16 protein-coding genes are annotated in these 14522 nt (G+C 70.7%); 8 read left to right on the forward strand and 8 right to left on the reverse strand.

Annotated features, from left to right (window positions below; genetic code table 11):
• Window positions 1-42: 42 nt before the first annotated feature.
• On the forward strand, window positions 43-1251 hold the full coding sequence (locus ACTVZO_RS19700; protein ID WP_443299644.1) for an IS701 family transposase: 1209 nt from the start codon (window positions 43-45) through the stop codon (window positions 1249-1251).
• A 117-nt stretch (window positions 1252-1368) separates the two neighbouring features.
• On the opposite strand, the gene ACTVZO_RS19705 is transcribed toward ACTVZO_RS19700, so the two are convergent.
• From ACTVZO_RS19705 to ACTVZO_RS19725, 5 genes are all read right to left on the reverse strand, one after another.
• Entirely contained in the window at window positions 1369-2451 is a 1083-nt protein-coding gene (locus tag ACTVZO_RS19705; protein WP_443303152.1) for an IS630 family transposase, read from the reverse strand.
• Between the two features lie 122 nt (window positions 2452-2573).
• Window positions 2574-3605, reverse strand: a complete 1032-nt coding sequence (locus tag ACTVZO_RS19710) for a hypothetical protein (RefSeq protein WP_443299645.1) — start codon at window positions 3603-3605, stop codon at window positions 2574-2576.
• Window positions 3606-3703: 98 nt separating this feature from the next.
• Window positions 3704-4684: an ABC transporter substrate-binding protein gene (locus tag ACTVZO_RS19715; RefSeq protein ID WP_443299646.1), complete on the reverse strand. Its 981-nt coding sequence runs from the start codon at window positions 4682-4684 to the stop codon at window positions 3704-3706.
• Between the two features lie 31 nt (window positions 4685-4715).
• A complete protein-coding gene (locus tag ACTVZO_RS19720; protein ID WP_443299647.1) occupies window positions 4716-5390 on the reverse strand; it encodes an ABC transporter permease in 675 nt (224 codons plus the stop codon).
• A gap of 4 nt (window positions 5391-5394) precedes the next feature.
• Window positions 5395-6108, reverse strand: coding sequence for an ABC transporter permease (locus ACTVZO_RS19725; RefSeq protein ID WP_443299648.1), 714 nt, complete (start codon window positions 6106-6108; stop codon window positions 5395-5397).
• Between the two features lie 144 nt (window positions 6109-6252).
• On the opposite strand from ACTVZO_RS19725, the gene ACTVZO_RS19730 reads away from it, so the two are divergent.
• The gene (locus ACTVZO_RS19730; protein ID WP_443299649.1) at window positions 6253-7221 is read left to right on the forward strand and encodes an ABC transporter ATP-binding protein; all 969 of its coding nucleotides are present in this window, start codon (window positions 6253-6255) and stop codon (window positions 7219-7221) included.
• A 71-nt stretch (window positions 7222-7292) separates the two neighbouring features.
• Here the strand turns inward: ACTVZO_RS19730 and ACTVZO_RS19735 are convergent, their stop codons facing one another.
• Window positions 7293-8402, reverse strand: a complete 1110-nt coding sequence (locus tag ACTVZO_RS19735; RefSeq protein ID WP_443299650.1) for an alpha/beta hydrolase-fold protein — start codon at window positions 8400-8402, stop codon at window positions 7293-7295.
• Window positions 8403-8553: 151 nt separating this feature from the next.
• On the opposite strand from ACTVZO_RS19735, the gene ACTVZO_RS19740 reads away from it, so the two are divergent.
• From ACTVZO_RS19740 to ACTVZO_RS19765, 6 genes are all read left to right on the forward strand, one after another.
• Window positions 8554-10407 (forward strand): phosphatidylglycerol lysyltransferase domain-containing protein, encoded by a 1854-nt coding sequence (locus ACTVZO_RS19740; protein WP_443299651.1) that lies wholly within the window; start codon window positions 8554-8556, stop codon window positions 10405-10407.
• Between the two features lie 111 nt (window positions 10408-10518).
• Complete coding sequence (gene folP, locus ACTVZO_RS19745; protein WP_443299652.1) at window positions 10519-11391, forward strand: dihydropteroate synthase; 873 nt, start codon at window positions 10519-10521, stop codon at window positions 11389-11391.
• Between the two features lie 22 nt (window positions 11392-11413).
• A complete protein-coding gene (locus tag ACTVZO_RS19750) occupies window positions 11414-11857 on the forward strand; it encodes a nuclear transport factor 2 family protein (protein WP_443299653.1) in 444 nt (147 codons plus the stop codon).
• Between the two features lie 131 nt (window positions 11858-11988).
• On the forward strand, window positions 11989-12348 hold the full coding sequence (gene folB, locus ACTVZO_RS19755) for a dihydroneopterin aldolase (RefSeq protein ID WP_030010912.1): 360 nt from the start codon (window positions 11989-11991) through the stop codon (window positions 12346-12348).
• A complete protein-coding gene (folK, locus tag ACTVZO_RS19760) occupies window positions 12345-12953 on the forward strand; it encodes a 2-amino-4-hydroxy-6-hydroxymethyldihydropteridine diphosphokinase (RefSeq protein WP_443299654.1) in 609 nt (202 codons plus the stop codon). Before folB ends, folK begins: the two co-directional genes overlap by 4 nt.
• Window positions 12954-13005: 52 nt before the next feature.
• Window positions 13006-13491 (forward strand): DUF3180 domain-containing protein, encoded by a 486-nt coding sequence (locus ACTVZO_RS19765; RefSeq protein ID WP_443299655.1) that lies wholly within the window; start codon window positions 13006-13008, stop codon window positions 13489-13491.
• Here the strand turns inward: ACTVZO_RS19765 and ACTVZO_RS19770 are convergent.
• Together ACTVZO_RS19770 and folE are read right to left on the reverse strand one after the other, a co-directional pair.
• Window positions 13488-13763, reverse strand: a complete 276-nt coding sequence (locus ACTVZO_RS19770; RefSeq protein ID WP_443299656.1) for a hypothetical protein — start codon at window positions 13761-13763, stop codon at window positions 13488-13490. The genes ACTVZO_RS19765 and ACTVZO_RS19770 overlap by 4 nt on opposite strands.
• Before the next feature lie 97 nt (window positions 13764-13860).
• Window positions 13861-14469, reverse strand: coding sequence for a GTP cyclohydrolase I FolE (folE, locus tag ACTVZO_RS19775; RefSeq protein WP_443299657.1), 609 nt, complete (start codon window positions 14467-14469; stop codon window positions 13861-13863).
• Between the last annotated feature and the right edge of the window lie 53 nt (window positions 14470-14522).

Consider the following 14522-nt stretch of genomic DNA (forward strand, 5'->3'; position numbering starts at 1 on the left):
GCGGGTCTTGTCACGTCGGGTGTTCGGTAGTTCGCTGGTTGTATGAGGGCTGGGGAGCTTGCCGCGGTTCGGGTCCGGTTGGAGGAGTTCGCCTCCGAGGTGTTCGCGCCGTTGGTGCGGCCGGACTGGCAGGCGAAGGGCCAGTTGTACCTGCGGGGGCTGCTGCTGGACGGCCGCAGGAAGTCGATGCAGCCGATGGCCGAACGCCTCGGGGTCGACCACCAGCAGTTGCAGCAGTTCATGACCTCCTCGACCTGGCCGGTGAAGGACGTGCGGGCCGGGCTGGCGTGGCGGGCTGTGCAGGCGGTGCGCCCGCAGGTGTGGGTGGTCGATGACACCGGTTTCCCCAAGGACGGCAAGGCATCGCCCGGGGTTGCCCGCCAGTACTCGGGCACCCTGGGCAAGGTCGGCAACTGCCAGATCGGCGTCAGTGTCCATGCCGCCTCCGACACCGCCTCGTGCCCGCTGTCTTGGCGGTTGTTCCTGCCGCAGTCGTGGGACGGGCCTGAGGCGGCCCAGCGCCGGGCGGCCTGCCGGATCCCCGAGAGCGAATACCACCGCCCGAAGTGGCAACTCGCGCTGGAGATGCTCGACGAACTCGCCGGGATCGGCCTCCGGCCGGCCGCCCTGGTCGCGGACACCGGTTACGGTGCGAACGCCGATTTCCGCCACGGTCTGGAAGACCGCGGGCTGGCCTACGTCCTGCAGGTCAAGGGCGAGATGACCGCCCACGGCGAGGACGCCGTGCCGCACCAGCCCGGCTATGGCGGGCTCGGGCCCCGCCCGCTGCCCCGATACCGCACGCGGCCGGTGTCCTTACGCGAGCATGTGCTGACTGCCGGACGCCACCGGGGCCGGGCCGTGACCTGGCGCAAGGGCTCGAAAGCGGCGATGAGCTCGCACTTCGTCTTCCTGAGGGTCCGCCTCGCCGGCCGGCGGCCCAAGCCTGCTGAGGACGGCACGATCCCGCTCGTCTGGCTGATCGCCCAGTGGCCCGAGGGCGAGGCCGAGCCGGTCAAGTACTGGATCTCGAACCTGCCCGCCGGCCTTCCCGCCAAGGACCTGGTCCGTCTGGCGAAGTCCCGCTGGCGGATCGAGCACGACTACCGCGAGCTGAAAACAGCCCTGGGACTGGACCACTTCGAGGGCCGTTCGTTCACCGGCTGGCACCGGCACGTCACCCTCGTCACCGCAGCCCACCTGTTCCTCACCGAACAGCGGAGCAGCCCAAAAGCCCCTGCCAGGGCCTGACCCTCTACCAGGCCCTGGACCTCCTCCAACACCTACTCGCCACCTGGACCGGCGCCTGCCCCACATGCCAGCAAACCGTCCCCTGGCAGCCCTACGACAGCACCTAACAAAGCCCTACTAGTGTCCTGAGTCTGGAATTCTGTTCAGATAGCTGGCGAGTCGTTCGAGGATGTCGTCCGCGGTCTTGGTCCAGGCGTAGGGCTTCGGGTCGCTGTTCCAGGTGGCGATCCAGTCCCGGATGTCCTTCTCCAGGGCCTGCACGGACTTGTGGACACCTCGCCGTATCCGCTTGGTGGTCAACTCGGCGAACCACCGCTCCACCAGGTTCAGCCAGGAGGATCCGGTGGGCGTGAAGTGCAGGTGGAAGCGGGGGTGCGCCAGCAGCCACTTCTTGATGTCCGGGGTCTTGTGGGTGGCGTAGTTGTCCAGCACGAGGTGGATCTCGAGGCCGGCCGGCATTTCCTTGTCGAGCTTGACCAGGAACTTCTTGAACTCCTCGGCCCGGTGGCGGCGGTGCAGGGATCCGATGACCTTGCCGGTGGCGACTTCGAGTGCGGCAAAGAGCGTGGTGGTGCCGTGCCGGACGTAGTCGGCCGTCCGCCGCTCGGGCACCGCCGGCATCATCGGCAGCACCGGCTGGGACCGGTCCAGGGCCTGGATCTGCGACTTCTCGTCCACGCAGAAAACCAGGGCCCGCTCCGGCGGGTCCAGGTAGAGGCCGACGACATCGTGGACCTTGTCGACGAAGTACGGGTCCGTGGACAGCTTGAACGTCTCGGACCGGTGCGGCTGCAGACCGAACGCCCGCCAGATACGGGACACCGTCGACTGCGACAGGCCGGTCTCTTTGGCCATCGACCGCGTGGACCAGTGCGTCGCGCCCTTCGGCGTCGACTCCAGCGTCTTGGTGACGAGGGCGGCGACCTGCTCGTCCGTCACCGTCCTCGGGCCGCCCGACCGTGGCATGTCCCCCAGGCCCGTGATGCGGTACTGCACGAACCGGGCTCGCCACCGACCCACCGCCTGAGGTGTGGAACCGACCAAGGCCGCGACGTCCTTGTTCGTCGCACCTTCGGCACTGGCCAGGATGATCCGGCAACGCAAGGCCCAGGCCTGCGGTGTCGAGCGGCGCCGCACCCAGCCCTCGAGCGCGGCCCGCTCCTCATCCGTGAGCACCAACTCGGCCTTCGGCCTCCCCATCGCCATACCGAAAAGCCTACATCTGAACAGAATTCCAGATTCAGAACACTAGGGCCTGTCGTCAAACTCCCGTCTGCCCCGCGGCCGCCCTCCGGGCGACGACGGGAGTTTGACGACATGCCCTAGGAGATGGCGGTGCGCAGCCGGGCGACGTCGATCGGCTCGGTCTCGTCGTGCGCGGTCAGGTCGATGACCTGGGCCGCGGCGTGCGCCGCGTCCGCCGGTGCCGCGTCCTCGGGCGCCCCGTCCGCCGCCGCCTCGTCCGGCGTCGCCGGTCCGGCGGCCGGGGTGCGCGCCGACTCCGCCTCGTGGACCGCGAGGGCCTCCGCGCCGACCACGTCGGCCAAGTCCTCGTTCTGGACCGCCTCGATCGCCGCGCGGGCCTGCGCCGCGTTCTTGGTGCCGAAGAAGTCGAAGCCGCCCTCGGCGCGCGAGGCGGTGCGCCGCTGCGCCGCGTACGGGGCCACCGCCGCGGCCGGCCGGCGGGCCGGGACCGAGGCCCGGGCCGCGGCGGCCGGAGCCGGAGCGGAGGGGGCCGGAGCGGAAGCGGCCGGCGGCAGTGCGCGCGTCCGCTCCTTGCGGGCCAGCGCGCTCAGCGCCGCGTGGGCGCGGGCGTAGCCGACCGCGGTGGGCGCGCCCGCCGAGGTGCGCTCCTCGGAGCCCGCCGTGAGTTCCCTGGGTGCCGCGGCCGGGCCCGCGGTGGCCTCGATGGCCAGCAGCCGGCGGCCCTCCAGGGCACTGGCCCGTTCGGTCTCGGCGGTGGCGTACCGCCGCAGCAGCGCCGCGTGCTCGCCGCGCAGTCCGGCCAGTTCGACGCGCTTGGCGCGCAGTTTGGCGTCCAGCCTGGCGCGCAGCATCCGGGCCTCTTCGAGGTCGGACTCGAGCTCGGCTATCCGCTCGTCCGTCCGCCACTCGTCCTTGACGCGCTCGCGCGCCAGCTCCGCCACGCGGCGGCCCGCCGAGCGGTCCCATGCGCGCATCATGACGGCGCCCGCGACCCCGGCGGTGGCCGTGAGGGCCACGAGCAGCCTGAGCGCCACTGGTTCCGCGAGCAGCCAGGCCGCGCCGGCACTGGCGAGGGACACACCGGCGACGGCCGTCGGCGTGAGCAGCCGGTGCAGGGGTTCGGGATTGCGGTGGCGTCCACGGGGCATGGCCTGAAATTTACAGGGCGTGGAGGCCATGTGGGGTACCCGCCCGGCAATCTCTTGCCGGGCAGTTAACCCACAATTCTCCATCAACCCGGTAACCGCTACTTCTTGAGAAGGCCCTTCGACTCCAGGTAGGCCTTCGCCACGTCCGCCGGCTTGGCGCGCTCGGCGTCCACCTTGCGGTTCAGGTCGACCAGGTCGGCCGTCGTGAGCACCCGGGTCAGCTTGTCGAGCGCGGCCGCGACCTCGGGGGTGCCCGCGTCCTTGGCGTTGACCACCGGCAGCACGTTGTCGGCGTTCTGGAGCTTCTTGTCGTCCTCGAGCAGGACCAGACCGTAGCTGTCGAGCGTGGCGTCCGTGGTGGTGGTCAGCACCAGCTGGTCGGTACCGTCCTTCACCGCCTGCTTGGCCTGCGGGGTGCCGACACCCTTGGGGTCGATACCGGAAACCTGGATTCCGTACGTCTTCGTCAACCCGGGGGCGCAGAACGGGCGGACGGCGCATTCGTCGCCCGCCGCGATCTTCACCTTCAGCCCGGACTTTCCAAGATCGGAAAGGGACTTCAGGTTGTTCTTCTGGGCGAATTCCCTGGTCACCGCGAAGGCGTTCTGGTCGACCGCCGGACCGGCGGGCAGCGCCTTCAGGCCGAGCGGGGCCGCGAGCTTCTCCAGCGCCGCCACCGTCGCCGCGACGTCGCTCGACGCGACCGGCTTCTCCTCGGGCGCCTTGGGGCCGTTCACCTTGGCGTTCAGGAACTCCGCGAGGGTGGCCGCGTACTCCGGGACGACGTCGATCTCGCCCTTCTCCAGCGACGGTTCGTACAGCTCGCGGTTGTTGACCGTCTTGATCGACGTGCTGTAGCCCGCGTCCTTGAGGACCTGCGCGTACAGCTCGGCCAGCACGTTGGACTCGGTGAACCCGGCCGCGCCGATCACCAGGGCGCCCTTGTCGCCCCCGGAGGCGGCGGAGGCCGAGCCGCCGTCCTTGCTCTTCTCCAGGCTGTCGCCGCCGCACGCGGCCAGCGACACCGTCAGGGCGAGGCCGCCCAGGGACGCGCCGAGGACGCGCGTGGTCTTGCTCATGGAGGTACTCCGTTCGAGGCGGGGAAAGGGGTCAGCGGGACGGGGCGCCCGCCGGCCGCGGCAGCAGCCGCTCCGCCGCCACCAGGGCGCCCTCCACCAGCAGGGCCAGCGCCGCCACCAGCAGGGCGCCGGCGACGACCTGCGCGGTGTTGTACGTGTTGAATCCGGCGGTGATGATCCGGCCGAGACCGCCCTGGCCGACCATCGCCGCGATCGTGGCCGTGGCGATGACCTGCACGGCGCCCGAGCGCAGGCCGGTCATCACCAGGCGCCGGGCGAGCGGCAGCTCCACCCGGAAGAAGAGCTGGCCGCCGGACATGCCCATGCCCCGGGCGGCCTCCACCACCGAGCGGTCCACCTCGCGCATGCCGACGTACGCGTTCGTCAGCAGCGGCGGAACGGCGAACAGCACGAGCGCGGCGATGGTCGGCAGATAACCCGCGTTGCGCAGCGGGGAGACCATGAACAGGGCGAGCACCGCGAAGACGGGCACGGCGCGGCCGATGTTGGAGACGTTGACGGCGAGGGCGCCGCCCTTGCCGAGATGGCCGAGGTACAGGCCGACGGGCAGGGCCACCGCGCAGGCGATCGCCAGAGCGACCCCGCTGACGTAGACGTGCTCGCCCAGCCGGTGCCAGACGCCGCTCTCCCCCGACCAGTTGGCACCGTCGGCCAGCCAGTCCCAGGCCCCTCCCAGCACGCCCATCGCCTCAGGCCTCCTTCAGGGACCGGGCCCTGCGGGCGCTCCGCCCGGGCCGGGCCGGACGGGTCCACGGCGTGAGCAGCCGCTGTACGCCGAGCAGCAGCAGGTCCGCGACGAGCGCGAGCAGCACGCACAGCACCGAGGCGGTGAGCACCTGGGCCTTGAAGGAGCTGTTCACGGCGGGGGCGATGAGGTTGCCGAGGCCGCCCTTGCCCACGATGGAGCCCACCGTGGTCAGCGCGACCGTGGAGACGGTGGCGATCCGTACCCCGGCGAGCAGCGCGGGCAGCGCCAGGGGCAGTTCGACCTGCCACAGCAGCCGCCCGGGGCCGTACCCCATGCCGCGCGCGGCCTCCCGCACCTCCTCGGGGACGGCTTCCAGCCCGGCCAGCAGATTGCGGACCAGGATGGTCAGCGAATACAGCACGAGGCCGGTCACCACGAGCGCCGCCGAGAGCCCGAACACGGGCAGCAGCAGGGAGAACATGGCCAGCGAGGGGATCGTGTAGAGCAGCGTGGTGACGGCGAGCACGGGCGCCGCCCAGCGCCGGCCGCGCCGCGCCAGCAGGGCGAGCGGGACGGACACCGCGATGCCGATGACGACCGACACACCCGTGATCCAGATGTGCTCGAGGGTGGCGTCGGTGAGCTCCTGGGAGCGGGAGGAGACGTACTCCCAGCAGATCCAGTCGTTCGCCACCAGGCAGTTCTGCCCCGCCATGCCCTCACCCCCCGTCACCGGCCCACGTACAAGAGCGACCCTAACCCCAGCCACCGACAATGGCCGGATCCCTTCGCAGCGACGTAACACTCTCCTCATGAATCCTTCGCCGGTCAGGGCGGACGGGTAGGGAAGGATGGGGATGTGATCCGATTCGAGCATGTGACCAAGCGCTACCCCGACGGGACGACGGCCGTCGAGGACCTGTCCTTCGAAGTGGCGGAGGGTGAGCTGGTCACGCTCGTGGGACCGTCCGGCTGCGGCAAGACGACCACGATGAAGATGGTCAACCGCCTCATCGAGCCGACCTCCGGCCGGATCCTGCTCGGCGGCGAGGACATCTCCGCCGCCGACCCGGTCGAGCTGCGCCGCCGCATCGGCTACGTCATCCAGCAGGTCGGGCTGTTCCCGCACAAGACGGTGCTGGAGAACACGGCGACCGTGCCCCAGCTCATCGGCACGCCCAAGGCCAAGGCCCGCGCCCGGGCGGCGGAGCTGCTCGAACTGGTGGGCCTGGACCCGGCCGTGTACGGCGGCCGGTACCCGGAGCAGCTGTCGGGCGGCCAGCGCCAGCGCGTCGGCGTGGCCCGCGCGCTCGCCGCCGACCCGCCGGTGCTGCTGATGGACGAGCCGTTCGGCGCGGTGGACCCGGTGGTGCGCGAGCGGCTCCAGAACGAGTTCCTCACGCTGCAGAAGACCGTGCGCAAGACGATCCTGCTGGTCACCCACGACCTGGAGGAGGCGATCCGGCTCGGCGACCGCATGGCGGTGTACGGGGCGGGCACCATCGAGCAGTTCGCGAGCCCGGCCGCGGTGCTCTCCGCGCCCGCCACCGACTACGTGGCCTCCTTCGTCGGCTCCGACCGCGGCCTCAAGCGGCTCGCGGTCACCACGGTCGGACCGGCCGACCTGGCCGCCGCCGACGCCCGCGCCCCCGCCCCGCCCGTGGCCGTGGAGCTGGGCGCGAGCCTGCGCGAGGCGCTCGCCGCCCTGCTCCAGGAGGACTCGGGCCGGATCGGGGTCACCGACCCGGACTCCGGCGAACTGGTCGGCGTACTGACCCCGGAGGGCGTCCACCGGGCCCTGCGCCGCGCCCAGTTGCAAGAGACCTGAGCACCACGGGAAAGGGGGAAGGGCCCGACCGGAGTCGGGCCCTTCCCCTCTGCCTCGCGCTCGCACGGCCGTCAGGCCTGGATGCGGCCGCTCATCCACGTCAGCATCGGCGGGATCTCGCGGCGCCACGTGTTGAAGTTGTGGCCGCCGCTGTCGAGGATGATCGAAGAGACCCGGTCCGGGCCCTTGACCAGCTTGATGAACTTCTTGGTGTCGGCGAGGTTCGGCTCGCCGACCTCGCTGCTGGTGACCAGGAAGGACGTACCCGTCGGCTCCTTGTCCCGGATGCTCTGGAGGACGTTCGCACGTTCCTTCAGCTTCTCGTCACCGTGGAACAGGTCGCCGGTCGTCGGGTCGTCGGGGGCGTCGTAGTACGCGGACAGACCCGCGGCGGCGCCGAAGGTCTGCGGATAGTGCGCGGCGATCTTCAGGGCGCAGTAACCGCCGGTCGAGTTGCCGATGAAGCCCATGTTCCTGGGCTCCTTGCCCACCCGGAAGGTGTCCTGGATGGCCTGCGGCAGGTCCACGCCGAAGAAGGTCTCCGTCTGCGGGCCGCCGGGTATGTCCACGCACTCGGTGTCACGCGGCGGCGCGATCGTCGGCCGCAGCATGACCAGGATCATCGGCTTCATCTTGCCCGCCTTGGACAGGCTGAAGGCCTTCATCGGGTAGTCGAGCCCTTTGATCAGGTTCTCGGCGGTGCCCGGGTACCCGGTCAGGACGATGGACGCGGGGAAGTTCTCGTCCTTGTGCTGCGGCTGGAAGTACTCCGGCGGGAGCCACACGTAGCCCGGGCTCGTTATCTTCGACTTCTGCCCGGATATGGCAACCTTCAGGATCTGTCCGCCCACGTGGGGCTTGGCGCCGCCCGGCACGTCCAGCTTCTGCTTGTCGACGACCTTGATGTCCTTGCTGCTCATCGAGTGGTCGACGACCTTGCCCACGGACGTCTCCTGCCCGAACAGGTCGGCCCAGGAACCGTAGAAGAGGAACGACTTGTTCGCCGCGAGACCCACAGCCGAGAAGAGCGCCAGCTGGGTCGCCAGCAGGAGCCCGATCCGGCCGGCGAACGCGCGCCAGGTGCGGCCCGAGAGCTTCGGCCAGAACCAGACCGTGGCGGCGAAGAGCAGCACACCGGCGAGGACGGCCAGCGCCAGAACCGTATTACTGGTGAGACCCATGAGCAGACAGTCGACTTTCTGATGGCAGGACTGGAAATTTCCGACGGAAGAGTGAACCCGCTCCCCGTCGATGTCGTCCTAATGGACGCACCACACCCGGAGGCTGTCGCGGCCTTCGGCCACATGATCTCTCGCGGAGCAACGGGAAGCGATGTCTAGCAGGATAGATGGCGATAAGTCCGGACAGGTTCCGAAGCGGGTCCGCCGAATCCTCCGCGGGCCACGACCGGAGACCGTGCCCGGCCTCGTAGGTACGGCCGTCACGATCGTCGGCCTTCTGGACATCGCGGCGGGCGTCTTCCCGCGGTTCCGGCACAGCCGGATCCACGCCGTCACCGAGGTGCTGCCCGGTTCCCTGGGCCCCTTCGCCGCGGCCCTGTCCATCAGCGCGGGCGTACTGCTCCTGCTGCTCGCCCACGGCCTCAAGCGCCACAAGCGCCGGGCCTGGCGGGCCGCCGTGGTCCTGCTCCCCGCCGGCGCCGTGGCGCAGTTCATGTACCGGCACTCGATCATCGGCGTGGTCATCGCGGCGGTGCTGCTGGCCCTGCTGCTGCGCCACCAGAGTGAATTCAAGGCCCTGCCCGACCCGCGCAGCCGCTGGAAGGCGCTCGCGAACTTCGTCCTGATGAGCGCCGGCTCCATCGGGCTCGGCCTGGTCATCGTGAACGTCCACCCGGGCAAGGTCGTCGGCAACCCCGGCCTTTACGAGCAGATCAAGCACGTGGTCGTCGGGCTCTTCGGCTTCGAGGGCCCCGTGGACTACGCCGGCCGCGTGTCCTGGACCGTCGGGTACTCCCTCGGCGCCCTCGGCATGCTGACCGCGCTCACCACCATCTACCTGGCCTTCCGCCCCGAGCACCCGGCAGCCCGGCTCACCGGGGACGACGAGGTCAAGCTGCGCGAGCTCCTCGCCAAGCACGGCGGCCGCGACTCCCTCGGCCACTTCGCGCTCCGCCGCGACAAGGCCGTCGTCTTCTCCCCCAGCGGCAAGGCCGCCGTCACCTACCGCGTCGTCTCCGGCGTGATGCTCGCCTCCGGCGACCCCATCGGCGACGTCGAGGCCTGGCCCGGCGCCATCGAGCGGTTCATGGAAGAGGCCAAGGCCCACTCCTGGACCCCGGCCGTCATGGGATGCAGCGAGACCGGCGGCGAGGTCTGGACCCGCGAGACCGGGCTCGACGCGCTGGAGCTGGGTGACGAGGCGATTGTCGATGTCAAAGACTTCTCCCTCTCCGGCCGCGCCATGCGCAATGTCCGCCAGATGGTGAAGCGCATCGAACGCAACGGCTACACCACCAAGGTCCGCCGGGTCAGCGAGCTCACCGAGACCGAGCTCGAGCAGGTGCGCGGCGCCTCCGAAGCCTGGCGCGGCACCGACACCGAGCGCGGCTTCTCCATGGCCCTGGGCCGGGTCGGCGACCCGGGCGACGGCGACTGCTTCATCGCCACCGCCCACCGCGACGAGGAGGGCGACACCAGCCCCTTCGGCGACCTCAAGGCCATCCAGCACTTCGTGCCCTGGGGCAAGGACGGCATGTCCCTGGAGCTCATGCGCCGCGACCGCGCAGCCGACCCCGGCATGAACGAGCTGCTGATCGTCGCCTCCCTGGAGGCCGCCCCGGCCCTCGGCATCGAGAAGGTCTCCCTGAACTTCGCGATGTTCCGCTCGGCCCTGGCCCGCGGCGAGAAGATCGGCGCCGGCCCGGTGCTGCGGATGTGGCGCAACCTGCTGGTCTTCCTGTCCCGCTGGTTCCAGATCGAGTCGCTGTACAAGTTCAACGCGAAGTTCCGCCCCCGCTGGGAGCCCCGCTTCGTGGTCTTCCGCACCACCCGCGACCTGCCCCGCATCGGCTTCGCCGCCATGCAGGCCGAGGGCTTCGTCACGCTGGCACTGCCCCGCCTGTTCGCCAGCCGCCGCCGCCCCAAGCCGGTCCGCACCTGCGCCCACAACCACCACGTGGCGACCGTCCCCAAGCAGCAGGAACGCGAGGTCCGGGCGGCCTGACCCGCCCGCACCGCCCGCTGGGCCGGGGTCCCCCGCCAGCGGGCGTTCACGGCCTCCCCCGGCCCCGCCGGCGATGGAGGCGCCCCGAGCCGAGGGCTCTACCCTGAACCCATGAACAGCAACCGCGGTCCGGCCCCCCGGGGCCAGGTCACAGGCCTGCCCGACTGGGACCGCTGCGCGGTCATGGGCGTCGTCAACGTCACCCCCGACTCGTTCTCCGACGGCGGCCGCTGGTTCGACACCACCGCGGCCGTCAAGCGCGGCCTCGACCTCGCCGCCCAGGGAGCCGACCTCGTCGACGTCGGCGGCGAGTCCACCCGCCCCGGCGCCTCCCGCGTCGACGAGGAGGAGGAGCTGCGCCGGGTCGTCCCCGTGGTGCGCGGCCTGGCCTCCGAGGGCGTCACCGTCTCCGTGGACACCATGCGCGCCTCCGTCGCCGCACAGGCCGTCGCCGCCGGCGCGCTCCTGGTCAACGACGTCAGCGGCGGGCTCGCCGACCCCGGCATGATCCCGGCGGTCGCCGCGGCCGAGGTCCCGTTCGTGGTGATGCACTGGCGCGGCTTCAGCGACGGCATGAACCGCCTCGCCGTCTACGAGGACGTACTCGCCGAGGTCACCGCCGAGCTCCGCGCCCGCATCGACGCCGTCGTCGACGGCGGAATCGCCCCCGAGCGGCTCCTCGTCGACCCCGGACTGGGCTTCGCCAAGAACGCCGAGCACGATCTGGCCCTCGTGGCCCGCCTGCCCGAGCTGCGCGCCCTCGGCTTCCCGCTGCTGGTCGCCGCCTCGCGGAAGCGTTTCCTCGGCCGGGTCCTGGCCGGCGGCTCCGACGCCGCACCGCCGCCGGCCCGCGAACGCGACGCCGCCACGGCCGCCGTCTCGGCCATCGCCGCCCACCAGGGCGCCTGGGCCGTACGGGTCCACGAGGTACGGGCGACCGCGGACGCGGTTCGGGTGGCCCGGGCCGTGGAAGGAGCGCTGTGACCACCGAACGAGAAGGAGCCCTGTGAGCAGAACCGACATCGAAGCCGTCGAAGAGGTCAACACGGCCTTCTACGAGGCCATGGAGCAGGGGGACTTCGACGCCCTGTCGGCACTCTGGCTCGACGACGAGATCTCCTGCGTACACCCCGGCTGGCCGGTCCTCTCCGGACGCGGCGAGGTACTCCGCTCGTACGCGCTGATCATGTCCCACACCGACTACATCCAGTTCTTCCTCACCGACACCAAGGTCGCCGTCATCGGCGACACCGCCCTCGTCACCTGCACCGAGAACATCCTCAGCGGCGGACCCGCCGAGGACGGCGGGGAACTCGGCCCGCTCGTCGGCCAGCTGGTCGTCGCCACGAATGTGTTCCGACGCACATCCGAGGGCTGGCGGCTCTGGTCCCACCACGGTTCACCGGTGCTCACGGAGTCCGACGAGGACGAGGAGGAGGACGCCTCCTGACCCCTCCGGCGGGGTCGGGAGTATTTCGCAGGTAAATTCGAAGACGGACGACGCCGACCGCACTCGGCGTAGGCCCATGGCCCCGGGGAGTCCCGGGACCGGAAGAACCTACGAAAGCAGGAGTGATTCGCGTGGATCGTGTCGCGCTGCGCGGCCTCAAGGCTCGCGGGCACCACGGCGTCTTCCCCCGGGAGCGCGAGGAGGGCCAGACCTTCATCGTCGACCTGGTGCTGCACCTCGACACCCGCCCCGCGGCGGCCGGAGACGACCTGGCGAAGACCGTGCACTACGGGGTCGTCGCCGAGGAGGTCGTCGACGTGGTCCAGGGCGAGCCCGTCGACCTGATCGAGACTCTTGCCGAGCGGATCGCCCAGCAGTGCCTCAAGCACGAAGCGGTGGCACAGGTGGAGGTCGTCGTCCACAAACCGGACGCACCCATCACCGTCCCCTTCGACGACGTGACCATCACGATCACCCGGAGCCGCGCATGAACAACGGACTGAACGCACAGAGCGACCCCACCGTCCAGCCGGTACCCGCCTCGGTCGTCGAGACCGTCGACGCGGCGGACACCACGCTGTCCAACCCGAAATGGGCCGTGATCGCGCTCGGCGCGAACCTCGGCAACCGGCTGGAGACCCTGCAGGGCGCCATCGACGCCCTCGGCGACACCCCGGGCCTGCGGGTCAAGGCCGTCTCCCCCGTCTACGAGACCGAGCCGTGGGGCGTCGAGCCCGGCTCGCAGCCCGCGTACTTCAACGCGGTCGTCAAGGTGCGCACCACGCTGCCCCCGTCCTCGCTCCTGGAGCGCGGCCACGCCATCGAAGAGGCCTTCGACCGCGTCCGCGAGGAGCGCTGGGGCCCGCGCACGATCGACGTCGACATCGTCTCGTACGCCGAGGTGGTCTCCGACGACCCGGTCCTCACCCTGCCGCACCCGCGCGCCCACCAGCGCGCCTTCGTACTGGCCCCGTGGCACGACATCGACCCGGAGGCCCAGATCCCGGGCCACGGAGGCGTCAGCGCCCTCCTGGCCGGAATCGGCCTGACGGGCATCACGCCGCGCCCCGACCTGGAACTCCGCCTGCCGGAGTAGTCGTTACCCTGTGGACTGCTGACGGTTGGCGCAGAAAGCGGGGATCTGGCAAGTGAAGCAACTGAGGCCGGCGGTCCTGGCGGGCATCTTCGCCGCCTCCGGGGTGCTGTGCTGGGCGGGCGCTCGGCTGTGGAACGCGTACGGCACCCTGCCGGGCGTTCCGCTGGCCGCCCCCATCGTCCTGGGCGTCATCGCGGCGGTCCTGCTCGCGACGGCGCTGTCGATGCGCTCCCGGCTCAAGGCCCAGCGTGAGCGACGGCCGGAGGCCAAGGGCGTGGAGCCGCTGATGGCGGCCCGTGCGGTCGTCTTCGGCCAGGCCAGCGCGCTGGTCGCGGCCCTGGTCGCGGGCGCCTACGGCGGCGTCGGCGTCTTCCTGCTGACCGAGGCCCTCGACGTGCCCGCCCGCCGCGACCAGGCCTGGTACGCCGGCTTCTCGGTCCTGGCGGGCGCGGCGGTCATCGCCGCGGCCCTGTTCCTGGAGCACGTCCTCAAACTCCCGGAGGACGACGACACCCCGGAGGCCCCGGCCCGGGCCTAGGTATCCCAGGGCACTCGGGCCAGGTGTCCGTTCACCAGGAAGCCCGGGTGCGGGGTGAGCGCGAACCTGTACTTGCCCACCGTGCCGTCTGAGCACGTCGCCCCGACCAGGTAGCCGAACTGGTACCCCGGCTGGATCGACAGCCGTTCCCGGCAGAGCTTGCGCGCGTGGGACCAGGCCACCACGGTGCCGACCGCATCACCGGCGTGCGTCCATCCGTCCGGTGTCCACAGCAGCTGTCGGACATCACACGCCCGGAGCCGCCCGCTCACGGCGTTGACCGTCTGCTGCCTCGGTAGACCCCAGCACATCGGTCCCCCTCGGTGACGTCACGGAAGGGGACCGTAGCGGGCCGCACTGACAATGCGCCTAGCGGGCCATGATGAGACTCATGGCCTCACTGCGCGTCGCGGGGTCGCGGAGCTGGCCTCGCACCGCCGACGTGGTGGTCTTGGCGCCCGGCTTGCGGATGCCTCGGACCGACATGCACATGTGCTCCGCCTCGATCACTACGATCGCACCTCGTGCCTCCAGGATCCTCATGAGGGAGTCGGCTATCTGCGTGGTGAGTCGTTCCTGAACCTGCGGACGGCGCGCGAAGACGTCCACGAGGCGAGCCAGCTTGGACAAGCCCGTGATCTTGCCGGTCTCCGCAGGGATGTAGCCGACATGGGCGACACCATGGAACGGCAGCAGGTGATGCTCGCACAGGGATACGATTTCGATGTCCCTGACCAGGACCATCTCGTCGTGGCCGAGGTCGAACGTCGTGGTCAGGACGTCCTCCGGCTGCTGCCGCAGACCGGCCAGAATTTCGCGGTACGCCCGCGCCACGCGCGCCGGGGTCTCCAGGAGGCCCTCGCGGTCCGGGTCCTCGCCGACCGCGATCAGGAGCTCACGGACCGCCGCCTCGGCGCGCTTCTCGTCGAACACGCCGATCGTGCCCTCGTCGCCGGTCAGGGTCACTGGGTCCGTCATTGCTTCCTCGTTCCTGTAAAAGTGCCGCGCCCCCAGGCTAGAACCTGGGGGGC

Origin of the sequence: Streptomyces sp. IBSNAI002 (assembly GCF_052244475.1) — a bacterium.
In the GTDB taxonomy this organism is placed as follows: domain Bacteria; phylum Actinomycetota; class Actinomycetes; order Streptomycetales; family Streptomycetaceae; genus Streptomyces.

Excerpts from the sequence above, each read along its gene's own strand:
- ACTVZO_RS19705 (WP_443303152.1), bottom strand. The coding sequence starts at position 2,451 with ATGGGGAGGCCGAAGGCCGAGTTGGTGCTCACGGATGAGGAGCGGGCC.
- ACTVZO_RS19740 (WP_443299651.1), top strand. The coding sequence starts at position 8,554 with ATGTCTAGCAGGATAGATGGCGATAAGTCCGGACAGGTTCCGAAGCGG.
- ACTVZO_RS19700 (WP_443299644.1), top strand. The coding sequence starts at position 43 with ATGAGGGCTGGGGAGCTTGCCGCGGTTCGGGTCCGGTTGGAGGAGTTC.
- ACTVZO_RS19725 (WP_443299648.1), bottom strand. The coding sequence starts at position 6,108 with ATGGCGGGGCAGAACTGCCTGGTGGCGAACGACTGGATCTGCTGGGAG.
- folP (WP_443299652.1), top strand. The coding sequence starts at position 10,519 with ATGAACAGCAACCGCGGTCCGGCCCCCCGGGGCCAGGTCACAGGCCTG.
- ACTVZO_RS19715 (WP_443299646.1), bottom strand. The coding sequence starts at position 4,684 with ATGAGCAAGACCACGCGCGTCCTCGGCGCGTCCCTGGGCGGCCTCGCC.
- ACTVZO_RS19710 (WP_443299645.1), bottom strand. The coding sequence starts at position 3,605 with ATGCCCCGTGGACGCCACCGCAATCCCGAACCCCTGCACCGGCTGCTC.
- ACTVZO_RS19735 (WP_443299650.1), bottom strand. The coding sequence starts at position 8,402 with ATGGGTCTCACCAGTAATACGGTTCTGGCGCTGGCCGTCCTCGCCGGT.
- ACTVZO_RS19720 (WP_443299647.1), bottom strand. The coding sequence starts at position 5,390 with ATGGGCGTGCTGGGAGGGGCCTGGGACTGGCTGGCCGACGGTGCCAAC.
- folK (WP_443299654.1), top strand. The coding sequence starts at position 12,345 with ATGAACAACGGACTGAACGCACAGAGCGACCCCACCGTCCAGCCGGTA.
- folE (WP_443299657.1), bottom strand. The coding sequence starts at position 14,469 with ATGACGGACCCAGTGACCCTGACCGGCGACGAGGGCACGATCGGCGTG.